The organism is Agrobacterium sp. 16-2014-1-2a, from assembly GCF_053522705.1.
The window spans coordinates 50,805-76,991 of the sequence record NZ_JBNWBX010000004.1; the positions used below are offsets into that span (position 1 = coordinate 50,805).

23 protein-coding genes are annotated in these 26,187 nt (G+C 59.6%); 7 read left to right on the plus strand and 16 right to left on the minus strand.

Going from position 1 to position 26,187, the window contains the following annotated elements:
* Positions 1-4: 4 nt before the first annotated feature.
* Entirely contained in the window at positions 5-1,183 is a 1,179-nt protein-coding gene (locus ACQZ45_RS14445; protein ID WP_448742306.1) for a hypothetical protein, read from the minus strand.
* A gap of 270 nt (positions 1,184-1,453) precedes the next feature.
* Between ACQZ45_RS14445 and ACQZ45_RS14450 the strand changes: the two genes are divergently transcribed.
* The 3 genes from ACQZ45_RS14450 to ACQZ45_RS14460 all read left to right on the plus strand — a co-directional run bounded on the left by ACQZ45_RS14450 (position 1,454) and on the right by ACQZ45_RS14460 (position 4,248).
* A complete protein-coding gene (locus tag ACQZ45_RS14450) occupies positions 1,454-1,741 on the plus strand; it encodes a hypothetical protein (RefSeq protein ID WP_004430950.1) in 288 nt (95 codons plus the stop codon).
* 487 nt (positions 1,742-2,228) lie between these two features.
* Positions 2,229-2,876 (plus strand): outer membrane protein, encoded by a 648-nt coding sequence (locus tag ACQZ45_RS14455; RefSeq protein ID WP_004430952.1) that lies wholly within the window; start codon positions 2,229-2,231, stop codon positions 2,874-2,876.
* Between the two features lie 190 nt (positions 2,877-3,066).
* On the plus strand, positions 3,067-4,248 hold the full coding sequence (locus ACQZ45_RS14460) for an MFS transporter (RefSeq protein WP_013762339.1): 1,182 nt from the start codon (positions 3,067-3,069) through the stop codon (positions 4,246-4,248).
* A gap of 216 nt (positions 4,249-4,464) precedes the next feature.
* Here ACQZ45_RS14460 and ACQZ45_RS14465 read toward each other — a convergent pair whose 3' ends face one another.
* From ACQZ45_RS14465 to ACQZ45_RS14475, 3 genes are all read right to left on the minus strand, one after another.
* Positions 4,465-5,457 carry a WD40 repeat domain-containing protein gene (locus ACQZ45_RS14465; protein ID WP_013762340.1) on the minus strand — a complete coding sequence of 331 codons (993 nt, stop codon included), beginning with the start codon at positions 5,455-5,457 and terminating at the stop codon, positions 4,465-4,467.
* Positions 5,458-5,701: 244 nt separating this feature from the next.
* Entirely contained in the window at positions 5,702-6,766 is a 1,065-nt protein-coding gene (locus ACQZ45_RS14470) for a CobW family GTP-binding protein (RefSeq protein ID WP_448742307.1), read from the minus strand.
* Between the two features lie 115 nt (positions 6,767-6,881).
* A complete protein-coding gene (locus ACQZ45_RS14475; RefSeq protein WP_060642662.1) occupies positions 6,882-7,682 on the minus strand; it encodes a creatininase family protein in 801 nt (266 codons plus the stop codon).
* A gap of 79 nt (positions 7,683-7,761) precedes the next feature.
* Between ACQZ45_RS14475 and ACQZ45_RS14480 the strand changes: the two genes are divergently transcribed.
* The 3 genes from ACQZ45_RS14480 to ACQZ45_RS14490 all read left to right on the plus strand — a co-directional run bounded on the left by ACQZ45_RS14480 (position 7,762) and on the right by ACQZ45_RS14490 (position 10,688).
* Positions 7,762-8,271, plus strand: a complete 510-nt coding sequence (locus ACQZ45_RS14480; RefSeq protein ID WP_004430960.1) for a MarR family winged helix-turn-helix transcriptional regulator — start codon at positions 7,762-7,764, stop codon at positions 8,269-8,271.
* Positions 8,272-8,403: 132 nt separating this feature from the next.
* Positions 8,404-9,426, plus strand: a complete 1,023-nt coding sequence (locus ACQZ45_RS14485) for a LacI family DNA-binding transcriptional regulator (RefSeq protein ID WP_004430963.1) — start codon at positions 8,404-8,406, stop codon at positions 9,424-9,426.
* Between the two features lie 299 nt (positions 9,427-9,725).
* Positions 9,726-10,688, plus strand: a complete 963-nt coding sequence (locus ACQZ45_RS14490; RefSeq protein ID WP_076844753.1) for a 2-hydroxyacid dehydrogenase — start codon at positions 9,726-9,728, stop codon at positions 10,686-10,688.
* A 133-nt stretch (positions 10,689-10,821) separates the two neighbouring features.
* On the opposite strand, the gene ACQZ45_RS14495 is transcribed toward ACQZ45_RS14490, so the two are convergent.
* From ACQZ45_RS14495 to ACQZ45_RS14545, 11 genes are all read right to left on the minus strand, one after another.
* A complete protein-coding gene (locus tag ACQZ45_RS14495; protein WP_076844751.1) occupies positions 10,822-11,949 on the minus strand; it encodes a Gfo/Idh/MocA family protein in 1,128 nt (375 codons plus the stop codon).
* 145 nt (positions 11,950-12,094) lie between these two features.
* A complete protein-coding gene (gene iolB / locus ACQZ45_RS14500; protein ID WP_448742308.1) occupies positions 12,095-12,907 on the minus strand; it encodes a 5-deoxy-glucuronate isomerase in 813 nt (270 codons plus the stop codon).
* A gap of 187 nt (positions 12,908-13,094) precedes the next feature.
* Positions 13,095-14,003: a myo-inosose-2 dehydratase gene (iolE, locus tag ACQZ45_RS14505; RefSeq protein ID WP_065663301.1), complete on the minus strand. Its 909-nt coding sequence runs from the start codon at positions 14,001-14,003 to the stop codon at positions 13,095-13,097.
* A 1-nt stretch (position 14,004) separates the two neighbouring features.
* Positions 14,005-15,831 (minus strand): 3D-(3,5/4)-trihydroxycyclohexane-1,2-dione acylhydrolase (decyclizing), encoded by a 1,827-nt coding sequence (gene iolD / locus ACQZ45_RS14510; protein WP_111799916.1) that lies wholly within the window; start codon positions 15,829-15,831, stop codon positions 14,005-14,007.
* Entirely contained in the window at positions 15,828-17,744 is a 1,917-nt protein-coding gene (locus ACQZ45_RS14515) for a bifunctional 5-dehydro-2-deoxygluconokinase/5-dehydro-2-deoxyphosphogluconate aldolase (RefSeq protein WP_448742309.1), read from the minus strand. Before ACQZ45_RS14515 ends, iolD begins: the two co-directional genes overlap by 4 nt.
* Before the next feature lie 170 nt (positions 17,745-17,914).
* On the minus strand, positions 17,915-18,730 hold the full coding sequence (locus ACQZ45_RS14520; RefSeq protein ID WP_004430982.1) for a MurR/RpiR family transcriptional regulator: 816 nt from the start codon (positions 18,728-18,730) through the stop codon (positions 17,915-17,917).
* A 187-nt stretch (positions 18,731-18,917) separates the two neighbouring features.
* Entirely contained in the window at positions 18,918-19,634 is a 717-nt protein-coding gene (locus ACQZ45_RS14525; RefSeq protein WP_038495053.1) for an ABC transporter ATP-binding protein, read from the minus strand.
* A complete protein-coding gene (locus tag ACQZ45_RS14530; RefSeq protein ID WP_013762351.1) occupies positions 19,615-20,379 on the minus strand; it encodes an ABC transporter ATP-binding protein in 765 nt (254 codons plus the stop codon). The genes ACQZ45_RS14525 and ACQZ45_RS14530 overlap by 20 nt, the downstream gene beginning before the upstream one ends.
* Positions 20,376-21,383 (minus strand): branched-chain amino acid ABC transporter permease, encoded by a 1,008-nt coding sequence (locus ACQZ45_RS14535; protein ID WP_004430989.1) that lies wholly within the window; start codon positions 21,381-21,383, stop codon positions 20,376-20,378. Before ACQZ45_RS14535 ends, ACQZ45_RS14530 begins: the two co-directional genes overlap by 4 nt.
* A gap of 1 nt (position 21,384) precedes the next feature.
* Positions 21,385-22,248, minus strand: a complete 864-nt coding sequence (locus ACQZ45_RS14540; RefSeq protein WP_013762353.1) for a branched-chain amino acid ABC transporter permease — start codon at positions 22,246-22,248, stop codon at positions 21,385-21,387.
* Positions 22,249-22,330: 82 nt separating this feature from the next.
* Positions 22,331-23,503, minus strand: coding sequence for an ABC transporter substrate-binding protein (locus tag ACQZ45_RS14545; RefSeq protein WP_448742310.1), 1,173 nt, complete (start codon positions 23,501-23,503; stop codon positions 22,331-22,333).
* A gap of 379 nt (positions 23,504-23,882) precedes the next feature.
* Here ACQZ45_RS14545 and ACQZ45_RS14550 point away from each other — a divergent pair, with 379 nt between their 5' ends.
* Positions 23,883-24,254 carry a hypothetical protein gene (locus tag ACQZ45_RS14550; RefSeq protein ID WP_013762356.1) on the plus strand — a complete coding sequence of 124 codons (372 nt, stop codon included), beginning with the start codon at positions 23,883-23,885 and terminating at the stop codon, positions 24,252-24,254.
* 194 nt (positions 24,255-24,448) lie between these two features.
* Here ACQZ45_RS14550 and ACQZ45_RS14555 read toward each other — a convergent pair whose 3' ends face one another.
* On the minus strand, positions 24,449-26,182 hold the full coding sequence (locus ACQZ45_RS14555) for a M14 family metallopeptidase (RefSeq protein ID WP_112493298.1): 1,734 nt from the start codon (positions 26,180-26,182) through the stop codon (positions 24,449-24,451).
* Positions 26,183-26,187: the final 5 nt, after the last annotated feature.

Here is a 26,187-nt window from a genome sequence, read left to right on the forward strand (position 1 = left end):
TGTTTCAGAAGGTGCCGGTGAAACGCGAGGTGACGCTCGATCCGCTATAGGACAGGTCGGGGTCGCGCTCGCCATGCAGAAGGCGGTTGAATTCCACCTCCAGCTTGCTGTTCTTGCCAGTATCGAAGGACAGTGTGGCCACCAGCCTGCGTTCGCTGGTGTCGTAATTGTAATAGATCCAGTCCTTGTGGACACGCTGCAGCGCCAGGTCCAGCCCCACCTTGTCGGTGAGCTTGCTTTTAACCACGAACTGCCAGCGGCGGTGGAACTCGGCAATGGGATCATCAGGGTCGAAAAGCGCGTAATCCTGGGAGAAGCCAGCACCGAAGGCGATGCGGTCGGTAGCCTTCACCTCGGCTTCGGCCCTGAGATAGGGCCGGGTGCGCTTCACCTTGTCGCTGATATCGTCGCCGGAAATGGTCGTCAGGCCCCCTTCGGCCAGAACGGCGAAGCGTTCGGAGAACTTGTAACCGTAGGCAAGTGATCCCCGCAACGTGCTGGCCGGAAAACGCTCGTATTTCTCCTGCTGGCTTTCCGGCACGACAATGCGGTCATAAGCAATTGTCAGTCCGGCCTCGCCGCCGGCCAGTGGGCGCACATGTTCGGCCTTGAGCGACAAGAGCGCTTCATTAGCTTCCAGGCGGGTTGGCTCGAAATAGGCCGGACGAAAACGCGCCCTGCCTTTCATCAAACTGGCAAAACCCGCCGTTAGCGTGTTTTTACCGCCGAGAGCAAGGATGCCGAGCTGTGTCGATGCCTCCAGCTTGTGGTCCAGTCGCCGGTAACCGATGTCTTCTTCCGGCAGATGCAGGAAGATATCGCCGGCATCGCTGCGTGTGCCACGCAGTTCCACGGCCCATTCCAGCCGTTCCGACAGACGCCTGGTCAGCCCCAGGCTGGCAATGGTGTTGTGTTCATTGGCAAAACGGTAACGGGGGAGGCGAACCTCCTCATGCTCGAGCGAATAACGCAGTTCCGTGCCATCAAGCACGAACTTTCCGTTAAGCCCGAAGCCGGCGCGCAGCGAAATCGCCTTCAACCGGTTGGTATCGCCGAAGTAATTGGTGTCGTAGCCGATGCCGGTTTTATAGGTGATATTGTGTTCATCGGCGTTTTCCCCCGCCTGCGCACCGCAGGTGCAGGCAAGCCCAATAACAAGCGCGATGTATCCTCCCAGCCGCATTTGCATCTCCGGTCTCTAATTAAGCAATATCTTATATTTGGATGGTTAATAAAGTTTCAGGGGCGATATATTGTCGAGGCCGGAAGTCATGGTGTATTCCACGGAAATTCCAGAAGAATAGACCGGTGCCAATCGCGTAAAACTTGATTAAAATCACCAGTATTAAAGTTAATTGTTTATTGTAATATTAGGCTTTGCTTGAATTAGAATCCTCTAAATATACAGTTCGACTACGCCATGGGGCGTGATCAAACATAAGAGGAGAGAGAAATGATTGCCAAATTTGCTTGCATAGCCGCTGTTCTTACTGTCGCTTCCGTTGGTCAAGCCAATGCCGGTGGTCTGCTGGGCGGTATCCTGTCCGGAAACAGCAACAAGGGCGGCGCACTCGTCGTCGTGTCGCCAAGCATCGATCTGGGTGTCAGCGGTATCCTGTCCAATAACGGGATTCTGAACGGCAACAAGACCGGTATCCTGAATGGCCTTCTCAACGGCAACAAGACTTCCGTCGATGTCATCGACAACAAGAACGATGGCGGCAAAAAGCGTCGCCACTAATGGTGCAGATCGAAAATCGACAGGGATTTTCGGCGTGAACGATGCGCGCAGGATATAAGCCGGAAGCAGTCCTCCAGCTACGTGTGTATGACACACGGTGCTTCCGGAAATAACAAACGGCGCATCGCATGACTGCAAGGGGGCCTTCGGGCTCCCTTTTTTTGTTTGTGTGGCCGCCAATGACTGCACACACAAAACTGCGGGATGGCCACTACTCATGAGGGTTTTGTGAGGCGATCGCTGTCGTCATATGTCGGGACGCACGGTTCGGGATCATCCGTGTGAGTTCTGATTTATATTTGATAAATATTGGCAATGTTAACGGGAATACCTTCTGCAAGGGCCTTTTTGTCCGTACCGTTTACGCGATTTTAACCACGATGTTCTTCAATCTAGGGGTGCGTCAACCCCGTCATTACGCTGCGTTTCTGGTCGCGAAAACTCGCATCACGCAGGTGCCGGGATGGTATTTTCAAGGAGCTATCGCATGTTGAAACAATCTCTTCTCGCCCTCGGCCTGCTCGGCATTCTTTCTGACGCATCCGTTGCCGCCGACGCCGTCGGCGATATTCCAGCGGCACCGGTCGTCAACGATGTTGCGCCTGCCTTTTCCTGGGACGGTGTTTATGTCGGTGCCTCCGCCGGTTATGGCTGGAACCGCGTGAAGTCGACCACTTTCGGTGTCACCACGAAGCATGAATTTGACGGCGGCCGTTTTTCCGGTTTCGCTGGTTATAACGCTGAAGTGGCCCCCTCCATCATTCTGGGTGTCGAGGGCGATCTCGGTTATGCCTGGGGCGACAAGACCATCGTCACCAGCGAGGTTTCCGCAGGCCTGAACGGCTCCGCGCGTCTGCGCGCCGGTTATGCGATCGACCGGGCGCTGATCTACACCGCTGCCGGCTACACCGCGACGGACAGCGAAGTGAAGGCGCCCTTCGGTGAGGACAGCAAGGTGCTGCACGGCTGGACGGTCGGCGCGGGTGTAGACTATGCCTTTACCAACAACCTGTTTGGACGCGTCGAATATCGTTACAACGACTTCGGCAAGGCAACCTACCATACCGGTCCGATCACTTCGACCGGCGATGTCAGCGAACATGTCGTCAAGGTTGGCCTTGGCGTGAAGTTCTGACGGTTTTTCCGTCTTCGACAAGGGGCGGCGCAAGCGCTGCGACGCCCCGGTGCTTAAGGAAACAGGGGTGGTGTGCTTCGTGAGGAACGAAAACACACATCGCCTTCCGCTCGGGCTTGAACAGCATACCCTTTTGGTGTGATGGTGGCATCAATCCACTTCCCGCTGCCGATCTCCAGTCGATTCTCCCATGCTACAGAAAAACACCTCGCCGGGCGTTTTTGATCGTCAGGCCTATATGATTGCCGTGCTGGTCTTCATCGCCGGCGGCACCAATGCGGCTGTTGTGCCATTTATCGGTTTTTACATCATACAGGTCCTTGGTCACCCGCCGGCCACGCTTGGTCTCTACAGCGTGACGGCAATGGTTGCTTCGATCATCGCCAGCCGCACTTATGGCGAACGTGTCGATGCCGGTGTGCGGGTGCGGCCATTGCTGCTGCTCTCTGTGTTTGGTGCTTTTATCGCAGCGGCGGCGGCGACCTCCGGGCATCTGGCATTGCTCGTGGCGGTGACGGCAACGGGAATGGGGCTTTCCAACGCCGCCAGTACCCTGATTTTCAGTTATGGTCGCTATTATGGCCGGGTAAAAGCACTGGATGCACCTGCCTATAACGCCTTTCTGCGGACAATGGTGTCGCTGGCATGGATGCTGCTTCCGGCCGCCGCCTATCTGATCCTCGATCTTGCCGGTGCGCAGGCCGTGTTCATGAATGCCATGCTGATGGCGGCCATCTGGGGCGGTCTTGCCCTTGCCTTCGTGCCGCGCGGCCAGACGTGCCCGATGGAACGACGGAAAGAGGGCGACAACGATACGCGGCGCAACCTGCCATTGTTGATGGCGGCAGCGGCCAGCTTCTGCATGTCTTTCGCCCACGCCCTGTGCGCCTCGGCCCTGCCGGTATTTCTGGTGCGCGAGGTGGGCCTGCCGGATTACGTGCCGGGCCTGTCGCTCAGCGTCAAATGCGCGATGGAGGTTCTGCTGATCCTGCTTGCGCCAAGGATCATGCGCCGGGTCAGCGCCCGCATCCTTCTTTGCATCTCTGCGGTGATGGCAATCGTCGCCTTCAACGTCATAGCCTCGGTCCAGACCCTTCCGGCCATGTTGTTCGGAGCAGCACTTGAAGGGGCCTATTACGGGCTTTGCGCCGGCACGTGCCTCACCTTCGTGCAGGGCTTTGCGCGCGGACGCACCGCGCGGGCGACCGCGCTCTACATGAATTCCATTTTCCTTGCCGGGTTGTTTGCGGTGCCGCTTATGGGGTTTGTGTCGCAATATGCAAGCTTCGGTACGTCGATCAGACTTGCTTCGGTTGGTGCAGGGGCAGCCCTGCTGCTGCTGTTCCTGACGCGGCGTCAGGTCAGCGAATAGCGAGACAACGCCGAGGTTTCTGGCGCTGACACCTGCCAGCCCTCATCCCTGTGCTTGTCACAGGAATCCAGTCGATGCGCGTCTGCGTCCGAAAAGAGCCCCTTTCAGCCCAAGGACTTGGGCTGGCTAGATTCCCGTGACGAGCAGAGGAATGAGGGCGGATATTGAGCCGTATCGAGCCATCCGTCGAAACCGGACGTGCGCCTGTTGCTGTCCTTACGCCGAAATATCGACAATGCCGCAGTCGCCTGCCTCGGAGGCAAATGCGAGCAGTTTGCCGGTGGCGCTCCAGTCCATGCCGGTAATGGCGCCCTTGCCGGGGCGGCGAAGCAGGGCTTCCTTGCCATCCGCAAGCCGCACGCCAAGGATCATGCCGTCAATGAAGCCAATGGCCAGCACATCTTCCAGCGGGTGAAAAGCGACATTGGTAGCCATGATGTTGGCGCGGCTGCCGAGTTCTTCGGGTGCCTTGCCCATCGGGCCGTCCTTGCCAGAAAACGGCCAGACGATCGCGGCCGGGGCACCTGATGAGGCGAGCCACTTGCCCTTTGCCGACCACGAAACGGATTTCACCTTGGCGGGATAACCCGTCATGCGCATATGGCGGGCTTCCATGCCGCCCTTGGTGGCCTCCATCTTCCAGCCATGCAGGGCGTTTTCCTGCATGGTGGTGACGAGGAACTTACCGTCAGGCGAGAAGGTGACGCCGGTATGGGCACCTTTCCATTCCAGATCGACCGGATCGCCTGCACTCGCCACCCAATGCAGCGTCACGCCGTTATAGCGTGCAACGGCAATGCGCAGGCCCTTGGGCGCGAAGGCTATTGCCTCCACCGTGCGTTCTTCCTTGAATTCCTTGACCGTGCCGTCCGAGAGGCGCACGAAGCTGGACTTGCCGACACCATAAGCGACCGCCTTCTGCGGTCCGCCCGCAACGACGCCCACCCATTTGCGCGGCACATTGGCGATCTCGCTGAGGCTGCCATCATGGCCAATGCGCAGCACGCGCCCGTCCTCGCCGCCGGAAAGCAGCGTGGCGCTATAGGGATCGCGGATGCAGGTCAGCAGACCCTCATGCGCCTCAGTGACCTTCTCGCCGCCATCCAGCCGGTGAATGGTGCCGGCGGCGGTGGCAAACAGCGGAATGTCGCCGAGAAAATGGGTCGAGACCACGTGGCCTTCGATATCAAGCGGGGCAACAGTCGGCATGGGGCATCGGTCTTTCGTCTATGTGTTTGTCATTGATGGATTTCGGTCGCAGACCAGGTCGGGAAGACCCGTTGGTGCGGTTTCAACCCGTGGCGTCAAGGTCGGTCCTCGGGTCATACCCGGGGATCACTCGACCATCCATATGCTGGCCGCAATGGCTCCTCGGGTCAAGCCCGAGGATGACGTCGAAAGTGAGGAAGGGCACCGAAAACACCAAGGGTGACACGGTGCCCCGTCAAGGATGTCAAGCCGTGGCAAGGCAGGCGTTGAAGCTCTTTTCCAGCTTTTCGCGGTCGAGTTCGCGGCCGATGAAGACAAGGCGGCTTTCGCGCTTTTCGCCTTCCTTCCACGGGCGCTGGTGATCGCCCTCGATGATCATGTGCACGCCCTGCACCACGTAACGTTCCGCATCGCCCTTGAATGCGATGATGCCCTTGAGGCGCAGGATGTTCGGGCCGTCCGTCTGGGTGACCTTCTGGATCCACGGGAAGAAGCGCTCAGGGTTCATTTCGCCGCCGCGCAGCGACACCGACTGCACCGTTACGTCATGAATCGGGGAGGCGGCGCCATGGTGGTGGTGATCGTGGCCGTGGTCATGATCATGGTGGTGGTGGTCGCAATCAGGACCGCATGCGTGATCCTCGTGGCCGTGCTCGAGGAAATGCGGATCGTTTTCGAGCGCACGTTCCAGATTGAAGGCGCCCTGGTCGAGAACGCGGGCGAGATCGACGCCGGAACGGGTGGTCTTGTAGATGCGCGCAGAGGGATTGATGGCGCGCACGATATCCTCGATGCGGGCGACTTCTTCCGGCGAAACGAGATCGGTCTTGTTGACGATAACGACATCGGCAAAAGCGATCTGGTCTTCGGCTTCGCGGCTGTCCTTCAGGCGCAGCGGCAGGTGCTTGGCATCGACAAGTGCGACCACCGCGTCAAGCTCGGTCTTGGCGCGCACGTCGTCATCCATGAAGAAGGTCTGGGCGACCGGAACGGGATCGGCAAGGCCAGTGGTCTCGACAATGATGCCGTCGAATCGGCCGGGCCGGCGCATCAGGCCTTCGACCACGCGGATGAGGTCGCCGCGAACCGTGCAGCAGACGCAGCCATTGTTCATTTCGTAGATTTCTTCGTCGGATTCGACGATCAGATCGTTGTCGATGCCGATCTCGCCGAATTCGTTGACGATGACAGCGTATTTCTTACCGTGGTTCTCGGACAGGATACGGTTGAGAAGCGTCGTCTTGCCGGCGCCTAGATATCCCGTCAGGACGGTGACTGGAATGGGCTTGGCTGGTGCTGTTTCGGTCATGGAAACCTCGCGTGGAGAAAGGCCGGTTGAGGCCTCAAGGAATAAGTGTCGACGTCCATATAGGCGCGACGTTCGGGCAGTTCAAAGGGATTCTGGCTGGTTTCGGCGCAGTTTTTCAAATTTTGTTATGAAATAACGTTATGTCAAAAGCGTGGACGTCTTCAAGCAGTTCGACAAGGCCCGAAACGGCATGGGAAATGATCCTTTCGCCTTTCTCGGCTGAGGCGGCGGCGGCGTTTCCGGCAACGCCATCCGGGTTCAGGTCGCCCATAAGCCAACCGAAAGCGTGTGGACCATAGGCACGCAGATGCCTGAAACGGCTGGCGAAATCGCTCTGGCGGGAGGGGAAGTTGGCGGCTTTTTCCATCGCCACCCGCTCCGGGCAAAGCGCCAGCATGACCGACGTCTCGATATCGCCACCATGGATATCGATCGCCTTGTCTTCAGGCTTCACGATATCCACCGGCACGCCGAAACGAGTCCAGCTGGTGGCGACCGCCAGCATACCGAAGCGGGCGCGCGCCTCGGTGGCGACGATGGTCATCAATGGCGAATTGCCGCCATGGGCGTTCAACATCACGAATTTGCGCACGCCTTTTTCATATTCGGCCTTAGCAATGCCGAGCCAGCGCTCAACGGCCTCATCGTAACGCAACGACTTCGTGCCCGGCACATTCATGTGCTCGATGGAATATCCAACGGGCTCCACCGGCAGGAAGGAGACCGGCAGACTGGCGGGCAAAACAGCAGCCAAACGGGAGACAATGCCCGCCGCAATCAGCGTGTCTGTCTCGAAGGGCAGGTGCGGCCCGTGCTGTTCGTGCGCACCGAGCGGCAGCACTGAAATTGCACCTGTTGCGCGAAGATGAGGGTCTGTTACGTTTTCGTCGTGATAATGCGTGTATGAGTTTGGCATCTGGCAGTCCGCGCGTGCATTCGGTAAGGATTTCCAGCAACATATATCGGTTCCGCCACAGGGTAAAAGGCACTCGCATATGAGCAAGGACAAAACTGGGCATAAGGACAAGGGCGCCAAAAAGGACAAGGGCACCAAGAAAGTAAAGGACGCCAAAAAGAGGGATGAGAATTTCAACCCTGAGGAACTGGCGCAATCCATCACCCAGGCCGCCCGTTCCATGCGCACGGCGCTGAGCCACAGCCTTGCCGAAAGCGGCCTTTATGCCGGGCAGGACGGCGTTATTCTGGCGTTGGCGCAGGAAGGCAGCCTCACGCCTGGGCAGATCGCCCAGAAACTTGGTGTCAAGGCGCCGACCATGACGCGAACCATCGGCCGCATGGAAGCCCAGGGCTTCGTGGAGCGCAGTGGCGATGACGAGGATGGCCGCGTAACACTGGTGAAACTGACGGAGACGGGCCTGAAAAGCGTCGAACATATCAACGTATCCATCGCAAATTGCGGTGCGCGGGCGATTGAGGGGCTTTCGGCCAAGGACATCAGGACGGTGGTTAAACTTCTCAAGGTGATCGATACCAACCTTCAATAATTTGTTGAGTTTTTAAAAAACCACTGTCTTTTTGTTGATATTCCTTAAACCGGTTGCGGATTTTGTTTAAATTGTTTAATTGCGATTTAAACAGAAACGTCTGTCAATGACATGGGTTTGGGGAGAAATGCCGTGGCACAAAAGATCAAACTGTCGACGATCGCCGAAAGCCTCGGTCTATCGACTGCCACCATCTCCCTTGCATTGCGCGACAGTCCGCTGGTCGCCTCTGACACTCGCGACAAGATCAAGGAACAGGCCCGGGCGCTCGGTTACATCTACAACCGCCGGGCCGCCAGCCTGCGCACTTCGCGCTCCGGCATTATCGGCGTGGTGTTCCACGATGTGATGAACCCGTTTTATGGGGAAATTCTCAAGGCCATCGAAACCGAGCTGGATCGCAGCCGCCAGACCTTCATTCTGTCCAACCATTATGATTCGGTTGAAAAACAGCGCACCTTCATCGAAACGCTGCTGCAACTTGGTTCTGATGGTATCATCATGTCGCCCGCCATCGGCACGCCGATCGAGGACATGACGCTGGCTGAGGAAAACGGCATGCCCGCCATTCTGGTGGCCCGCTCGCTCGAGGGCGTCGACATGCCGACCTATCGCGGCGATGACAGCTATGGCATTTCGCTTGCGACCAATCATCTGATCAGTCTTGGCCATCGCACCATCGCCATGGTTGGTGGTACCGACCAGACCTCGACCGGCCGCGATCGTTATCAGGGTTATGTCAACGCGCTGCGCAAGGCGGGAATCGAGGTCGATCCGAACCTGCGTATTCCCGGCCCACGCTCCAAGCAGGGCGGTTTCGAGGCCGCAGTGCATTTCCTGTCGCTGCCGCAGAAGCCCACCGCTGCCGTCTGCTGGAACGATCTGGTCGCCATCGGCCTGATGAACGGCATTTCGCGCGCCGGACTGGTGGCGGGCGTGGATATTTCCGTGACGGGTTACGACGATCTGGAGGAGGCGGCCATCGCCACGCCGGCGCTGACCACGGTGTCCAATGGACAGGCCGAGGTGGGGCGCCTTGCGGCGCGCGCGCTTCTGGACAGGCTGGCGGGCAGCCACGAGCCGGATGGCGTGCACCTCATCAAGCCGGAAATGCGCATCCGCCAGTCGACAGGGCCGGTGCGTCCGAGGGTTTGAGCAGCGTTTCCCTCTCTTTCGTCATTCCGGCCTTCAGCCTAAAGCCAGCCAGCTCAAGCCCTTGAGCTGGAAAGACTCTTTGCGCCCCGCCGACGCGCGCCTCAAGTGCGGCATGACGGAGGCGGGCGCGTAAAAAAACGGCATGAAACTTCCGTCTGCCCCCATAGCTTCCCCTTATTGCCCTTTTCACGGCCGCCGTTGTTTGAAAAGATCGCGGCCCAGAAGAGCGGGATGGCGAGTGGTTCGCCGATGAATCCGCTCTGACGATATCGGAATGCAATCAGGAGGAATATCCACCCATGTCTGACAGACAAGCCGTCGTTCTCGTTCCCGGCAAGATCAACCCGCGCGTGCTCGAACGCCTCGAAGGCAAGGTCGAGATCGTGACAGTGCCCGCCGGTGCTGAGCCGGTTCTGCCTGATGGTGCGGCTGAGCGCATTAATGCCATCGCCGTTTCAGGCGTCGTCAACGCCAAATGGATCGATGCGCTGCCGAAACTCGAGATCATCGCCAATTTCGGCGTCGGTTATGATGGCGTTGATGCCAAACATGCCGCCACGCGCGGTATCGTGGTGACCAATACGCCCGATGTGCTGAACGACGAGGTTGCGGACACGACGATTGCGCTGCTAATCAACACGGTTCGTCGTCTCTATCAGGCCGAAACCTGGCTGCGTGAGGGTAAATGGGTTGGCGAAGGGCCCTTCGCGCTTTCGCCGTTTTCCCTGCGCGGCCGCAAGGTCGGCCTGTTCGGCATGGGCCGCATTGGCCAGGAAATCGCCAAGCGGCTGGAGCCATTCAAGGTGGAGATCGGCTATCATACCCGCAGCAAGCGCGATGGCCTGCCCTATACCTATTACGGTTTGCTAAAGGAGATGGCGCAGGCTGTCGACACGCTGATCTGCATCGTGCCCGGCACCCCTGAAACGCACAAGGCGATCAACGCGGAAATCCTCTCGGCACTTGGTCCGCAGGGCGTGTTCATCAATGTCGGACGCGGCTCCAGCGTCGATGAGGATGCGCTTTTGCAGGCCCTCAAGAGCGGTGCGGTGGGTGCTGCCGGTCTCGATGTGTTCTACGCAGAACCGAAGGTGCCGGAAGCGTTCCTGTCACTGCCGAACGTTTCCCTTCTGCCGCACGTCGCCTCTGCGTCCATCCCGACGCGCAACGCGATGGCCGATCTGGTGGCCGACAATATTCTCGGCTGGTTTAGGGATGGCAAGGTGCTGACGCCGGTGCCGGAAACGCCGGTTAAGGGATAACACCTCTCCGCCGTCATCCTCGGGCTTGTCCCGAGGATTCAACCACGTAGCTTTAAATCAATCGGTTGCAGATGCTCGGGACAGGCCCGAGCATGACGAAAGAGGCAAAGTTCCGCGCTAACCCCGCCTCTGCCTATTCCGCAATCTCACTCGTCGCGACCCATCGTCCCTCGGCGAAGGACCGGGCCATGGCATGAATGCTGCGCTCGATCTTCAGGCCTTCCTCGAAGTCGATGATATGCGCCTTCTTGCCCTCGATGGCCGCGATCAGTTCCCGGCACTCGATCACCTTCAGATCGTTGAAGCCAAGCCCGTGGCCGGGGGCGGGGATGAAGCGGTCATACGGTTTGTGGTGAGGGGCGGCGAGAATGGTTCTGAAACCCTGCTCCTCCGGGCGCCCGTCCGTGGTGTAGAGCTGGAATTCGTTCATCCGCTCCTGGTCGAAAAGGATCGAGCCGGTGGAGCCGTAAATCTGGATGGCGATACGGCCCTTGCGGCCCCAGGCCGAGCGGTTGGCGATCAGCACCGCCGAAATGCCGCCTTCGAGCTTCAGAAGCACGCTGGCAAGATCATGCGTTTCCACAGCGCGCTCGCCGCCGCCACTTAGCGGCCGCGACTCGTAAGGCTTCACCATATCGGTGATCGCGCTTTCGGCATGGCCGAAAAGGGAAAACAGAAGTGACAGCGGATGAACAGCGAAATCATCCAGCGCGCCATAGCCGGAGGAGGCTTCGCTCTTCCAGTAGAAGGGCTGGGTGGCATCCGCCATGAAGTCCTCATCCATTTCCGCACGGACATGGTAGACATTGCCGATCGCGCCTTCGTCGATAAGGCGGCGCATATGGCGGATGACAGGGTTCTGGATGTAGTTGTAGCCCATGGCCGCCGCCTTGCCCGAACGGCGGGCCGCATCGCGCATCTTCACGGCATCCGTGAAGGCAGGCGCCATCGGCTTTTCGCACCAGACGTGTTTGCCGGCATCAAGGGCGGCAATCGCCATTTCGGGGTGAAAGGCATTGGGTGTGGTGACCGAGATCACATCGATTTCAGGATCGGCAAGCAGATCGCGCCAGTCGCCGGTCGAGCGGGCGAAACCGAACTCGGCGGCTTTCTTCGCCGCAAGCTCGGGATTGACCTCTGCCAGTGTGACCAGTCGTGGACGCTCCACATCGCCGAAAACGCTGGTGACGTTGTTCCACGCCAAAGCGTGGCACTTGCCCATGTAACCCGTGCCAATAAGGCCAACGCCAAGAGCGGCCATGGTCTCTTCTCCCCTAAATCATTACGATGAAATCAATACGTTCGATTGCTTTTTTCTTTACGGCAATCGCGACGCGGACCTTCCTCGCTCCTCATTCCTGTGACAGGCACAGGGATGAGGAGGGTGCCGTGGACGCTGGCATGCCTCAGGGATTGTCGCGCTTGAAAATCCAGTCGTGATCGGGGTGGTTCTTGAAGCGCCATTTGCGCATCGGCCCGGCCATCACGTTCAGATAATACATCTCGTAGCCATAAGGCGCGCCGCAGGGGTGGTGTCCCTTGGGAACCAGCACGACATCGCCGTCCGCTACAGCCATGGTCTCGTCCAGCGACCCATCCTCGGTGAAAACGCGTTGGAAACCGAAACCCTGTGCCGGGTTGAGACGGTGATAATAGGTCTCTTCCAGATAGGTCATATCGGGGTAATTGTCTTCGTCATGCCGGTGCGGCGGATAGGACGACCAGTTGCCCGACGGAGTGAACACTTCCGTCACCAGGAGACTATCGGCGACATCGCGCTCTTCCATGGCGATGGGGAAAATGTAACGCGTATTGGCGCCTTTGCCGCGCTCGGTCAGTTGCACGCCATCGGGACCGATCTGTTGCGCTTCGCGGCTACCTTTTTCACCCGGTGCGGTGCAGACACCGACGGTGCAATCCGTCGTGGCCGTCAGCGACCATTCGGAGCCGGCGGGGACATAAACGCAGTGCGGCGGCTTGCGCTCGAACACGTTCATGCGGTCGCCGAGTTCACCGAACTCCTTGCCCCCGGCGGAAATCTTCGCCTTGCCTTCGACAAGCACCAGAATGACTTCCGTATCGCCAGTCTTCTCGGCTGCGGTTTCACCGGGCTTCAGACGATAAATGCCGAAACCGACATAACCCCAATCCGCGCTTTGGGGCGTGATGTCGTGCACCTTGCCGCTTGTCGCGACCGGCTTGCGCAGAAGTGAGGTCATGGTGGTGTTCCTTTTTGGTCAGTCGTTCAATTTATCGGGCGGCTATTCCCGCGTTTCCCTCATCCCTGTGCTTGTCACAGGGATCCAGCCAGCCCAAGTCCTTGGGCTGAGAGGAGTCTTTTCGCCGCGCTAGAGCCGCATCGGCTGGATTCCCGTGAAAGGCACAGGAATGAGGGAGTAAAGGGCCTCAAGCCGCCTGAGCCTTGTCCAGTCCGGCCTCACGCGCAAAAGCCTTCAGCGATTTCAGGCCGAGGCTCTGATATTCGAAGGGGTTGCGCACATCCGGGTCCTGTTCGGCCTCGATGACCAGCCAGCCGCTGTAATTGTGCTCGGCGGCAATTTTCAGAACCGGCGGGAAGTTCACGCCGCCCTCGCTGTCACCCGGCACGGTGAACACACCGCGGCGAACGCCTTCGAGGAAGGAAAGCCGCTCGTTCCGAACCTGATCGGCAATCACCGGCCGCACGTTCTTGGCGTGGATATGGCCGACACGGTGCATGTATTTCTGCGCGACGCGCACGGGATCTCCGCCGCCGAACAGGCAATGGCCGGTATCGAGCAGCAGATGGGTCTTCGGCCCGGTATGCTTCATCAGAAGGTCGATCTCGTCTTCGCTCTCGACCACGGTTCCCATGTGGTGATGGTAGACGAGGGTGATGCCCTGTTCGGCAGCATAGGCCGCCAGCGCCTCCACACCCGCGCCGAACTTCGCCCAATCTTCAGCCGCAAGGCGCGGACGGTCGACCAGCGCCGTGTCGTCGGCACCGTGAATGGCGTTCGAGGTCTCGCAGACGATGATGACTTTCGAGCCCATGGCTTTCAGCAGATCGAGCGCCGGCTGCATGGCCTTCTTTTCGGATTCGATGCTGTCGGTCAGAAGGTTCAGCGAATGCCAGCCGGAGACGAAGGAAAGGCCGCGCGGCGCAAGCACACCCTTCAGGCCTTCCGGGTCAGTCGGGAACTTGTGGCCCTTCTCGATGCCGTCGAAGCCGATCTTGGCGGTTTCATCGAGGCATTGTTCAAGGCTGATATGGGCGCCCAGCGTGCGGTCGTCGTCGTTGGACCAGGCAATCGGGTTGGTTCCGTAACGGATCATCTTACTGTCTTTCCTTGATATGGTTTTCGTAGCGCGCGCGCGCCGGTCCGATTTCGGCGCGGTCGGAAACTTCGGGTACCGCCACATCCCACCAGTGGCCACCGGCCTGCGGGGTCGGATAGGGGTCGGTATCGATGACGATGACAGTCGTGCGGCTGGATTCGCGAGCGGCCGCGAGCGCCGCTTCCAACTCGGCAATGGTGGAAACCTTGCGCGCATCCGCGCCCATAGAGCCGGCATGGGCGACGAAGTCGATGGCGATGGGGTTGACGTTGGTGTGGGCGTAGAGGTTGTTGAACTCCGCGCCGCCGGTTTCCATTTGCAGCCGGTTGATGCAGCCGTAACCCCTGTTGTCGGTGATGACGAGCGTGATCTTGACGCCCATGGCAACCGATGTCGCAAGCTCGGAATTCATCATCATATAGGAGCCGTCGCCGACCATGACGATCACGTCCCGGTCCGGTTCCGCCATCTTGATGCCGAGGCCGCCGGCAACCTCATAGCCCATGCAGGAGAAGCCGTATTCCATGTGATAGGAAAGCGGCAGCTTGGATTTCCACAACTGGTGCAGCTCACCCGGCATGGTGCCCGCCGCGCACATGACGACGGTATTGTCGCGTGACTGGCGCTGTACGGCGCCGATCACCTGCATGTCGGTGGGCAGGCTGTTGGCATTGTCCTCACCCGGTGCTGCCGTATCGGCATCGGCCTTCTCGAACCATGCCGCCTTGAGCTTGGCATCCGGTGCCGTGAAGCGGTGGCTGCCAAGGGCGGCCGACAGTTTTTCGAGACCGATCTTCGCATCCGCCGTCAGGCTGATCGCATCGTGTTTGGCGCTGTCATAGGGCTGCACGTTGAGGGCGAGGATCTTGCGGTCCGGGTTCTTGAACAGCGCCCAGGAACCGGTGGTAAAGTCCTGAAAGCGGGTGCCGACGCCGAACACCAGATCGGCTTTCTCGCTTATGATATTGGCGCTTTCGGCACCCGTGACGCCGACCGGGCCGAAGTTGAGATCGTGATCCCACGCCAGTGCCGATTTGCCGGCCTGGGTTTCGACGACCGGGATGGAATGGGTTTCCGCAAAACGCTTCAGCGTTTCGGTGGCGCCGGAAAAATGCACACCGCCGCCGGCAACGATGACGGGGTTCTTCGCAGCCTTCAGCGCGGCGACGGCCTCTTCGAATTCCACCACATCCGGTTCCGGGCGGCGTTGCCGCCAGACGCGCTTTTCAAAGAAGCTGACGGGATAATCGTAAGCTTCCGCCTGCACGTCCTGGCAGAAGGCCAGCGTTACCGGGCCGCAATCGGCCGGGTCCGTCATGGTGCGCATGGCGCGGGGAAGGGCGGTCAGCAATTGTTCCGGGCGCATGATGCGATCGAAATAACGGCTAACCGGGCGGAAGCAGTCATTCACCGTCATCGTGCCGTCGCCGAAATCCTCCAGCTGCTGGAGCACGGGGTCGGGACCGCGATTGGCGAAGACATCGCCGGGGATGAGAAGAACCGGCAGGCGGTTGACATGGGCGAGCGCTGCCGCCGTTACCATGTTGGCAGCACCGGGGCCGATGGAGGAGGTGACCGCCATTGCCCGCCGGCGACGCAGCTGCTTGGAATAGGCAATCGCCGCATGCGCCATGGATTGCTCGTTCTGGCCGCGATAGGTCGGCAGTTCCTCGCGAATGCCATAAAGCGCCTCGCCGATGCCGGCGACATTGCCATGGCCGAAGATGGCCCAAACACCGGCAATATAGGTCTCGCCATGCTCATTCATCTGCGCGGCGAGGTAACGAACCATAGCCTGCGCAGCCGTCAATCTGATTGTCTTCACGCTGCCTCTCCCTTTTTGGCGCGCGCCTCATCCCATATGCGGCACAGGCTGGTATAGCGCTGCGCCATGTCCTTCACCGCTTCCTCATCGGTGATCTTGCCACCGAGCCAACCCCGCGCGGCGTCGGCGAAAATCGTGCGGCCAACCGCGAAACCTTTGACCAGATCGAAACCGGCGGCAAGACGGAAGCTCTCCTCCAGCTCGCTTTGCGGTGCGTCGAGACCAAGAACGACGATGCCGCGCACGTAAGGATCGTTGCGATGCACGGCGTCGCAGGCATTTTTCCAGGCGGCTCTGGTTTTCATCGGCTCCAGTTTCCACCAGTCGGGATAAACGCCGATCTCGTAGAAGCGTTCGATGATGCGCGCGGCGGTCAGATCGTCGGTCGGGCCGACCTTGGAGGGAATGACCTCGAGCAGCATTTCCAAACGGTTGCGGCGTGTCGCCTGGAACAGACGCATCACCGTCTCCTCCTGCGCGGCGCGCATTTCGTCGGTATCATCCGGGTGATAGAAGCACAGAACCTTGACGACATTTTCCAGCGGCCATTCGGAAAGCCCGCCGAAATCCTTGCCGAGTTCCGGTTCCAGCGTCAGCGGGCGCGAACCCGGCCATTCCACCGGCCGGCCGATCCACAGACCGGAGCCGCTGGCTGCGAAAAGCGCATCGCGTCCGAGGCGGCCATCGCAGAGAATGCCGTAACCCGCCTTGCCACCGGCGACCGTTTGCGCGGCCTCGAGGCAGAGCTTCTTGAAGGCGCCGATGCGCTCATGTTTAATGCCGAGTTCGTCGGCGATCGCTTCCAGTTGCATGCGATGGTCGAAGGCGAAGACGCGCATGGTGTCCCATTCGCCCTTGCGATTGGTTGACCAATGCACCTGTTCCAGCGCCTCGTCCTTGCGCAGCGCCTTGTTGCGGATGCCGGCCTTGAAGAAATATTGCAGCTCTTCCCAACTCGGATAGGCGGGAGTGCAGCCGTGGCGGGAAACGGCAAAGGCGCCACAGGCATTGGCGTATTTCAGTGTCGTCGGCCAGTCCTCGCCGCGCAGCCAGCCACGGAAAAGCCCGGCCATGAAACCATCGCCCGCGCCGAGAACATTGAAGACCTCGATCGGGAAACCTTCGCCCGTCTCGCCATCGTCCAGGCTTGCCGGAATTTCGCTGGCGAAAACCGAAGCACCCATCGGGCCACGCTTGCACACCAGCGTCGCGTTCGACACCTTGCGTACGGCGTTCAGTGCGGCCAGCGTATCGGTCGAGCCGCCGGCAATGTGGAATTCTTCTTCCGTGCCTACAATCAGATCGAAGAGATGCAGGGTGGATTGCAGCTTGGCGGTGACCTTCTGCGATTCCACGAAGCGGCTTTCGCCATCGCCATGGCCGGCAACACCCCAGAGATTGGGTCGATAGTCGATGTCGAGCGCTGTTTTCGCACCGTTTTCGCGGGCAAGTTTCAGCGCCTTCAGTACGGCCGCTTCCGTCTTCGGATGCGACAGATGCGTGCCGGTGGCGCAGACACAGCCTGCTTCGGCAATAAAGGCGGGATCGATGTCGTCTTCGCTGAGCGCCATGTCGGCACAGTTCTCGCGATAGAAAATCAGCGGAAACTGGTTCTGGTCGCGAATGCCGAGAAGCACCAGCGCCGTCAACCGCTCCGGGTCGGTTTTCACGCCGCGTACGTCCACGCCTTCGCGCACCAGCTGTTCACGGATGAAGCGGCCCATATGCTCGTCACCAACGCGCGTGATGACGGCACTGGCAAGGCCGAGCCGCGCAGCGCCGGCCGCAATATTGGTGGGAGAGCCGCCAATATATTTGGCAAAGGAGGCCATGTCCTCCAGCCGGCCGCCGACCTGCGAACCATAAAGGTCGACCGACGAGCGCCCGATCGTGATAAGGTCAAGTTTTTTCAAAAGCTTCCTCCTTCGGACCCCGCATTGAGGGAGCCTGATGCCAGTGGGCCTCCTCCGCCCACTTTCTGTCTCACCACCTTCGGGTGCATTCACGAGACGGACAATTATGGAATGCCCGTTTCATGAATTTGGATCATAAATTCTATTTTTTATGTTTTCAATAAAAATATTCAGGCTGTTTTGCGTGTTCCCACAGCGACAGCGAGTGTGATGGCGAGACAGAGCGTGGCGGAAAGCGAGCGGAATGCACCAAAATCGATTTCCGTTACCGTGAGCAGCGTCGCGCCGGACTTGCGCAGCGGATTGACGGCCGAATCGGACATGGCGACGACCGGAATACCATTGGCGCGGGCCATTTCCGCCAGTTCCAGCGTTTCAGCCGAATAGGGGGAGAAGGTGATCGCAATCAGCGCGTCGTCGCGGGAGATGGCGCTCAGATTGCCAAGGCCACCGACGGCGCTGTGCAAAACCGCAGGTACCTTCATTTTCTCGAAGGCGTAAGCGAGGTAACTGGCAATGGGGAAGGAGCGCCGCAAACCGATGATATGCACGGTGCGCGCCTGTGCCAGCGCCGAGACCGCCTCGTCAAGCTGCCGTGTATCGACCGATTTCAGCAGCATTTCCAATGAAGAACGGCCAGCCTCCACGAACTCCGCCAACAGGCCCGACGCGCTCTCGTCGCCCTTTTCGCGCAGGTGGTCCAGCCGGGTCGCATAGTCCGGCCAGCCGCCGACATAGGAATCGCGAAACAGGCGCTGCATCTCCGAAAAGCCGGAAAAACCCATGATCTGGCAAAAGCGCATGAATGCAGACGGCTGCACACCGGCACCTTCTGCCATTTCGGCGACGGTGGAAACGGCAATGCGATCCTGATTGGACGCGACATAATCTGCACATTGACGTAATCGTTTCGGCAGGCCTTCCGCGACCTGAAGCAACCGCTCCTCAAAAGCCTTCACGGAGTCTGGCGCATCGATTGCCGTCATTGTCGTTCCTTTGTGCAGATTGAAATCGTGTGCACTTTAACTGCAATGGAATTTTTATTCCATTGTGTTTTTTACGAACGGATCAATGAAGTGGGATCGGGGTTTGTTGCGGTGTGTGATCGGGTTAACTTTCGTCATTCCGGCTCGAGGCCGGAACGACGAAGAGGGGGTGATTGACGCTTTTGGGTCAGTGCAGGCCACCAACCCCAAGATGGGTGTCGATAATATCCGGGTTCGCCGCAAGATCGTCGGACGGTCCCGACCAGACGATGCGGCCGCGTTCCATGATGATGGCGTGGTCGGCGAAGTCGATGGCCATCTGGATGCGCTGTTCGATGAGAAGAATGGTCATTTCGCCCGATTGCGCGAGTTTCGAGAAGGCCGCCATCAGTTCCTCGCAGATAACAGGGGCGAGACCTTCGAGGGGTTCATCGAGAAGCAGCACCTGCGGCTGGCCGAGGATGGTGCGGGCGGTGGAAAGCATCTGCTGCTCGCCACCGGAGAGTTGTGAGCCGAGATTGCGGCGTCTTTCCTTCAGGCGCGGAAACAGCGTGTAGGCTTCCTCGATGGCCGATTTCGGCCGGCCCTTGAGGCCGACGAAGAGGTTTTCTTCGACTGTGAGTGTCGGAAAGACATCGCGGGTCTGCGGCACGTAACCGAGACCGGCGAGGGCGCGGGCAGCACTCGGCAGGGCGGTGATGTCCTGCCCGCCGAGATGGATATCACCGGCAAATCGTTTCGTCTGCCCGGCAAGCGTGGCAAACAGGCTTGTCTTGCCAACGCCGTTACGTCCGAGCACCGCGAAACGCGAACCGGCGGGAACGGAGAGCGACAGACCCTCGATGACACGGGTGGGGCCGTAACCGGCGGTCAGGTTGGCGATTTCAAGCGGCGCTGCGGGCATTGGCGTAACTTCCGAGATAGGCTTGGCGGACTTCTGCGTTGCTGGTGACTTCGCCAGGCGAACCATCGAATATGACGGCGCCTGCGGCGAGCACGACCACACGTCTGGCGAAACGGAAGACCAGATCCATGTCGTGTTCGATCATCAATATGGCGAGGTCGGCGGGCAGGCGATCGAGCGCCTGTTCGATACGCGCCGTTTCCGTCGAGGGAACGCCGGCGGCAGGTTCATCAAGCAGCAGGATTTTGGGCCTGAGCGCCATGGCAAGCGCGATCTCGATGAGCCGCTGCTGGCCATAGGCGATTTCACGAACGCGGGTTTCGGCGATGGCAAGCAGGCCAAGCGTTCCGAGAATGTCGCGCGCCTCGCTCATCACCGTTGGCATGGCGCGGTAACGGCCGAAAATCCGGCCCGTCCTGCCTTCCCTTTGCAGAATGGCGAGTGCGACATGTTCCTCCGGCGTCATGTCCTGGAACAGCCGCGTCACCTGAAACGAGCGGACAAGTCCGCGCTTCACGCGCTGACTGGCGCTGAGCCCCGTCACGTCTTCTCCGGCAATCCGCACGGTTCCGGCGGATGGCTTGATGTTTCCGGTAACGAGGTTGACGAAGGTGGTCTTGCCGGCGCCGTTGGGGCCGATCAGCACGGTGCGATCGCCGGGCGAAAGCGACAGCGAGACATTGTTGGTAACGACGAGACCGCCGAAATTTTTCTGCAGGCCGGAAACTTCGAAAATGGCGCTCATTTGCGATCTCCCCGCAGGCGCGCGATGATCTGTTCGCCCGCGCCATAAAGGCCGCGCGGCGCAAACAGCACGACGGCGATCAGAAGCAGGCCGACGATTGTGAGCCAGTGGAACGGATTGGCGGCGGAAACGACGTCCTCGAACCACATGAAGGTGACGGTGCCGATCAGCGCGCCATAAAGCGAGCCCGCGCCACCGAGAACCAGCATGACCAGCGCTTCGGCAGACAGCGTGAAACTGAGGCTGTCGAGGCCGACCACCTGCGTGGAGATGGCGTTCAGCGCGCCGCCGATTCCGGCGACGATGCCTGATATCACGAACATCTTCAAAATCGTGCCATTGACCGAACCGCCCATGGCCTGAATGCGGATGCTGTCCTGCTTGACGCCGCGACACAGCATGCCGAAGGGCGAATTGACGACGACGCGAAGTGCCAGAAAAACCAGAAGCAGCAGGCAGACGCCGTAGATATAGGCGGTGCGGCCGTAAAGATCGAATTCGAAGGTGCCGAACAGCGCATCGGGCGAGACGCCGGCAAGCCCGTCGCTGCCGCCCGTCCAGTCCGACGCCTTGTTGGCCGCCTCATGGAAAAGATGGACGACGGCGATGGACAGCACCAGTTGCGGCAGGCCGTGCGCGCGCAACAGAATGGTGCCGGACAGCAATCCCGCGATGCCGCCCACTGCTGCGCCGATGAGGGTCATGAGAAGCGGGTCGGTGATACCGTAGTGGGCAGCGGCTATGCCGGCGGCATAGGCGCCGGCACCGAACAGGGCCGCATGGCCAAGTGTCGCCACGCCGCAATAGCCGGTAACGAGATCGATGGAGAGCACGAGAAGCGCTATCGCGATGATGCGCGTCAACAGCGCCAGATTATCCGGAAACAGGAAGTAACCGGCGATGGCGGCGATGATGATGAGCAGCGGACCGCCAATCGCGCGCATGGGCGAGCGGGCCTTCGGCGGTTTTGCCGTTTCAGTGAGGTCGTTCATGAGCACCGCCATCTCATTTCGCCCTTCCAAGAAGGCCGCGCGGAAACAGCGTGATGATCACGATGACCGCCAGATAGAAGAAGAATTCGCCATATTCGGGGGCAAGATACCGCCCGGTCGTATCGATGGCGCCAAGTAGCAGACAGGCGATCAGCGCGCCGGGGATCGAGCCTGCGCCGCCGACGGATACGACCACCAGGAAGGTGACCATGTAGCGCAGCGCATAATAGGGTTCGACCGGCAGCAATTCTGCACCGATGACGCCGCCCATGGCCGCAAGGCCGACGGCGATGGCGAAGCTGACGGCATAGATGATTTCGGTGCGCACGCCGAGGGCTGCTGCCATGGCCGCATTGTCCACCGCTGCCCGCAACTTGATGCCGAAGGCGGTCTTTTCGAACGTGAACCAAAGTGCCGCCGCCACCACGAGGCCAGCGACGATGGCGAAGATGCGGTGGGTGGCGATGGTGCGAAAACCGAGATCGGTAGGACCGGCCAGTTCCTGAGGCAGCGGAATGGTTTTGAGCGTTGGCCCGAACACGAAATTGGCGATGCCGATGATGCAGAAGGTGATGCCGATGGTCATCAGCACCTGCGTCAGTTCCGGTGCGCCGTAGATGCGCCGGTAGAGAAACCGTTCAAGCGGTATGGCGATCACGATGGTGCCGACAATCGCAACGAGGATTGCCGCCGCGTAACCAAGGCCGAGGCCATGGGCGGCATAGGAGGCGAGATACCCGCCGATCATGGCGAAGGCGCCGTGGGCGAGATTGACCACACGCATCAGCCCCATTGTCACGGATAGGCCGATGGAGATGATGAAAAGCACCATTCCATAGGCAAGCGCATCGACAAGGATGCTGAAGACCGTCTGCATGTTCGAAAGCTCCTCCTGATGCGATTGCACCCGTGCCGGAGCCGCCCGCAAAAGGCGGCGCCGGTCATTTCCGTCTCAATGCTTACTTGGCGGCGGCAAGGCCCGGATCGCCCTGTTTTTCGAAAGTCTGGACTTCCTTGTTGTAATAATTGCCGTCATCGCCCTTGGAGACTTCGCGCAGATAGATGTTCTGGGTGATGTGACGGCTCTGCGGATCGATGCTGACAGGGCCGCGCGGGCTTGTCCAGGAAAGACCCTTCACCGCCTCGACAGCCTTTTCCGCATCCTGTTTGCCGCCGGTCGCCTCGATCATCTTGGTGATGACATACATACCGTCAAACGCGCCGACCGCGGGGAAGGACAGTTCCTTCTGATTGCCAATGGCCTTGGTTGCAGCCTCCACGAAGGTCTTGTTTTCGGCTGAATCGTGGGAGACGGCATAGTGGAAGGTAGTCTGCATGCCGAGCGCTGCTTCGCCAAGGGCCGGCAGATCCGATTCCTGTGTAAGATCGCCCGGCGCGAAAAGCTTGATGCCTGATGATTTCAGGCCGTTGTCGTTGAAGGCCTTCACGAAGCCGAGCGTCGTCGGGCCGGAGGGCAGGAAGGCGAAGACGCCTTGTGCGCCGGAATCCTTCACGCGCTGCATGATGGGGCTGAAATCATTGGTGGAAAGCGGCATGCGAATGCTCTCCACAACTTCGCCGCCAGCGGCGGTGAAGGCTGCCTTGAAGGCGTTCTCCGCGTCAACGCCCGGGCCGTAATCGCTGACCAGCGAAATGACCTTCTTGACGCCGCCATCAAAAGCCACCTTGGCGACGGGCGTGGATGTCTGCCATGTCGTGAACGAGGTGCGCACCACATAGGGGCTTTTGGTAACGATGGCCGATGTGGCCGCATTCATGATGACCATGGGCACATTGCCCTGTTTCAGAAGCGGCGTAACCGCCATGGCGTCGGGCGTAAAATAGAAGCCCGCGAGATATTGCACGCCTTCCTTTACAACCAGCTCCTGCGCCAGCGCCTTGGATTGCGCCGGATCGGCCTGCGGCACATCGCGGTAGACGACTTCGACAGTGTCATTGCCCACCTTGTTGCCGTGAAGCGAAAACCAGGCGTCTATGCCGGCCTTGAAGTTCTTGCCCTGCAGCGCGAAGGGGCCGGAGAACGGGCCGACCACGCCGACCTTGATCGTCTCGGCATAGGCAACGGAACTGAAGCAGATGGCCGCGATTGCGGCGGTGATCCGTAATTTCATGATTTCCTCCCAATTGATCCGTGGCTCCCTCCACCGATCCAGCCAGTCAAACTGGTAAGTGCGATGGCCAAAGTAAAATGAAAAAAAGGGGGCAATAAATAACCTGATGGTTATGGATCGCCGCCTTATCCGGTTCTGCCCGATATTGGATCATACAATAGGGATAGTCTGGCGATTCTCAATTGCCGCAGCCGCTGCAGCCATCACGAAAGGTCCCGTTGCAGCATGCTGCTTCCAAATGCCGCCGTTATGAAAAATGCCCTGCTCCACGCGGCCGGAAAATGACGATAATATGCACGTAATCCCGGTGCCTTAACCAGTTCTAAGGGGATTGTCCGTAGTCTCCCGAAGCATATTTTGAATTTCATTTGGTGTCTTGATGGGCGAATATCAGAATAAAGCCGTTGATCTTATGCGGAATCGCGTTGGCGACAGTATACTCAACAACAAGATCGAGCGCCGCGAAGCTTTTCTCCGCAAGGCGCTGGCGCTGTATCACGTCATGGGCGGCGCGGCGGATGGCATGCGCGCCGCGGTGGAAGATGTTGTGCACCTGCCGAAGCCGAGCGTCGATGTCGCTGTTGGCGACGTGATGCATGAACTGGCAGCAATCGGTCACGTCGCCGATCTCGATATTATCCAGGCCGGATATAACAAACTTGATGCCGCCAATCTGCATATTTTGAGCAAGGGCAAGCGACTTTTGCAGAAGCAGCAGGAAAAGAAGCTTGCCGCCACGGCTGAGAAGTAAGCCGTACAAAGGCAACTGAGGGTGATGACAAAGCTCCCCCACACCCGGCGTCATCCCTGGGATTGTCCAAAGGATCCAATCACGTCCAACTAGACCAAGACGTTGCAGCTGCTCCGGACAAGCGCAAGCATGACGGACGAGGGCTTCGGGACTTCGTCATCATTCTGAGGCCCCCAATCGGGGGCGCTTCGAAATCAGGCAACGTCCGCGACGAAAATATCCTGCCAGGCGTCGTAAGCGGAAAGAACCGTTTCCATCTGCGCCGTGTGGCCGGTGATGAAGTCATCGCCGTAGATCGTCTCATCAGGATATTCGGTAATCAGCGTCATCGGCACTGTGTGGCGGTCGTCGATGGACGACAGGCACGGGAAACCGTTGATGATGCGGAAACCGGTTTCACCGGCGTGAATCTCATAAAGCGCGATCTGGCGGTTGTTGTAATCCAGCAGGCCCGGAATGGCGCCGAGATGGCGGGTAACCCGGTCGAGCAGGGCTTCCGCCTGCTTTTCCCAATCCGCATGGTGGCGGATGATGAGGAAGAAACCCTTCGGCAGCGTCCACATGGCGAAATTGCGCGGCACATAACCGGAAAGCGGACGGGTCCATTCGTGCGAGGGATAACCGTGCAGGTTCACATGCAGGCTCGCGCCGCTCATCTCTTGCGCGCTGAAACGGATTGCCTTCTCGTTGAGATGGACGCCCGAATTTTCTCGCGTGCGATATTCGAGATCGTCGCCGAGCGCCGTATACCGCGCCGCATGGTGCATGTGGCGTGGATTGTCGGCGCGCAGCCGCTGGTGCAGGGCATAACCATCGGGGTTTTCCAGCGGCGAAATGGTGAAATGCGCGCCCTGTCTTTCCGCAAGTTTGCGGGCGGCGCGGACGGCGCCAACGATGCCGGTGGTTTCATTGGGATGCTGGCCGCCGCTGATCATCACGGCGGCATCGCTGCCCGCGACATAACGGGCGGCAAGAACGCGGCCCGACCGCGAGCGGGCCTCGAACGCCTCGCCGCCGATCTCGGCAAGCATACGCGCGATCTGACCCGCCGCCACCGGTTCGCGGGCCTCGTCGATCCGCTGTTCGCCGCCATCCAGGAAAGTGGTGGTGAGTGCACGGGTCTCGATACGGACCGAAACGTCGCCGTTGCTTTTGGCGACTTCCGGAACAATCTGGCCGGGTTTCAGGCCCCGGTCGCCCAGCGGCCGGCCGGACTTCTTCTGGAAGAATTCCAGGAGGGAGAAATAGAAATCCTCGTGCAGCGCTTCACGCAGGCTGATCACCTCGTCCCCGACCGGCAGCGCCATGTCTTCGGACGGGTGCGTGACGCGGATGTTCAATTCCTCGAAATAGGGTTCCTCATCGCCCCAGCCGTGGTTGGCAACGGCATTGATTGCCGCTTCGAAAAGCTGCTCGTAATCCGTCTCCAGCCGCTCGCCCGTAGCGTCACCGGCCGGACGGAACCAGCCGGTTGGCGAGACATTGGTTTCGCCGACGATATCGGTATGAACCCGGTTGGGAGCGAGAACCTTCAGGGTTTCCTTCTTGCCGTTGCGGCTCAGCGTAACGTCATAATGAAGGGCGTCGTCGTCGCGGGCGATAAAATCGATCTTTGCGTCGCCGGCTAGTGCCGCCAGCGGATAGGCCTCCAGCCGGAAACGATTGGCGGGTGCATTGGCGTGCACCGGGTAATGCACCTCGATGGCATCGACGCCACCAAGATTGATCTCTTCCAGAAAGGTGAAGAGAAGCGGCTTGTAGGCGCTGCGGATGCGGGCACTGACGCCTTTTTTCTTCAGCCTTTCTTCGGCTTCGCGGCGGCTTTTGGCGTCATCGAACGTCCATGCCTCAAAGGACTGGCCGGGCGCGGCATTGGCGAGAAGCACATCCAGAGTACGCTTGAAGGTCTGGTCGAAAATCTGGCTCATCACGA

What these genes read in the sequence shown, in the direction of transcription:
- ACQZ45_RS14445 (WP_448742306.1), bottom strand. Translation starts at nt 1,183, where the DNA reads ATGCGGCTGGGAGGATACATCGCGCTTGTTATTGGGCTTGCCTGCACC.
- ACQZ45_RS14450 (WP_004430950.1), top strand. Translation starts at nt 1,454, where the DNA reads ATGATTGCCAAATTTGCTTGCATAGCCGCTGTTCTTACTGTCGCTTCC.
- ACQZ45_RS14455 (WP_004430952.1), top strand. Translation starts at nt 2,229, where the DNA reads ATGTTGAAACAATCTCTTCTCGCCCTCGGCCTGCTCGGCATTCTTTCT.
- ACQZ45_RS14460 (WP_013762339.1), top strand. Translation starts at nt 3,067, where the DNA reads ATGCTACAGAAAAACACCTCGCCGGGCGTTTTTGATCGTCAGGCCTAT.
- ACQZ45_RS14465 (WP_013762340.1), bottom strand. Translation starts at nt 5,457, where the DNA reads ATGCCGACTGTTGCCCCGCTTGATATCGAAGGCCACGTGGTCTCGACC.
- ACQZ45_RS14470 (WP_448742307.1), bottom strand. Translation starts at nt 6,766, where the DNA reads ATGACCGAAACAGCACCAGCCAAGCCCATTCCAGTCACCGTCCTGACG.
- ACQZ45_RS14475 (WP_060642662.1), bottom strand. Translation starts at nt 7,682, where the DNA reads ATGCCAAACTCATACACGCATTATCACGACGAAAACGTAACAGACCCT.
- ACQZ45_RS14480 (WP_004430960.1), top strand. Translation starts at nt 7,762, where the DNA reads ATGAGCAAGGACAAAACTGGGCATAAGGACAAGGGCGCCAAAAAGGAC.
- ACQZ45_RS14490 (WP_076844753.1), top strand. Translation starts at nt 9,726, where the DNA reads ATGTCTGACAGACAAGCCGTCGTTCTCGTTCCCGGCAAGATCAACCCG.
- ACQZ45_RS14495 (WP_076844751.1), bottom strand. Translation starts at nt 11,949, where the DNA reads ATGGCCGCTCTTGGCGTTGGCCTTATTGGCACGGGTTACATGGGCAAG.
- iolB (WP_448742308.1), bottom strand. Translation starts at nt 12,907, where the DNA reads ATGACCTCACTTCTGCGCAAGCCGGTCGCGACAAGCGGCAAGGTGCAC.
- iolE (WP_065663301.1), bottom strand. Translation starts at nt 14,003, where the DNA reads ATGATCCGTTACGGAACCAACCCGATTGCCTGGTCCAACGACGACGAC.
- ACQZ45_RS14520 (WP_004430982.1), bottom strand. Translation starts at nt 18,730, where the DNA reads ATGACGGCAATCGATGCGCCAGACTCCGTGAAGGCTTTTGAGGAGCGG.
- ACQZ45_RS14525 (WP_038495053.1), bottom strand. Translation starts at nt 19,634, where the DNA reads ATGCCCGCAGCGCCGCTTGAAATCGCCAACCTGACCGCCGGTTACGGC.
- ACQZ45_RS14530 (WP_013762351.1), bottom strand. Translation starts at nt 20,379, where the DNA reads ATGAGCGCCATTTTCGAAGTTTCCGGCCTGCAGAAAAATTTCGGCGGT.
- ACQZ45_RS14535 (WP_004430989.1), bottom strand. Translation starts at nt 21,383, where the DNA reads ATGGCGGTGCTCATGAACGACCTCACTGAAACGGCAAAACCGCCGAAG.
- ACQZ45_RS14540 (WP_013762353.1), bottom strand. Translation starts at nt 22,248, where the DNA reads ATGCAGACGGTCTTCAGCATCCTTGTCGATGCGCTTGCCTATGGAATG.
- ACQZ45_RS14545 (WP_448742310.1), bottom strand. Translation starts at nt 23,503, where the DNA reads ATGAAATTACGGATCACCGCCGCAATCGCGGCCATCTGCTTCAGTTCC.
- ACQZ45_RS14550 (WP_013762356.1), top strand. Translation starts at nt 23,883, where the DNA reads ATGGGCGAATATCAGAATAAAGCCGTTGATCTTATGCGGAATCGCGTT.
- ACQZ45_RS14555 (WP_112493298.1), bottom strand. Translation starts at nt 26,182, where the DNA reads ATGAGCCAGATTTTCGACCAGACCTTCAAGCGTACTCTGGATGTGCTT.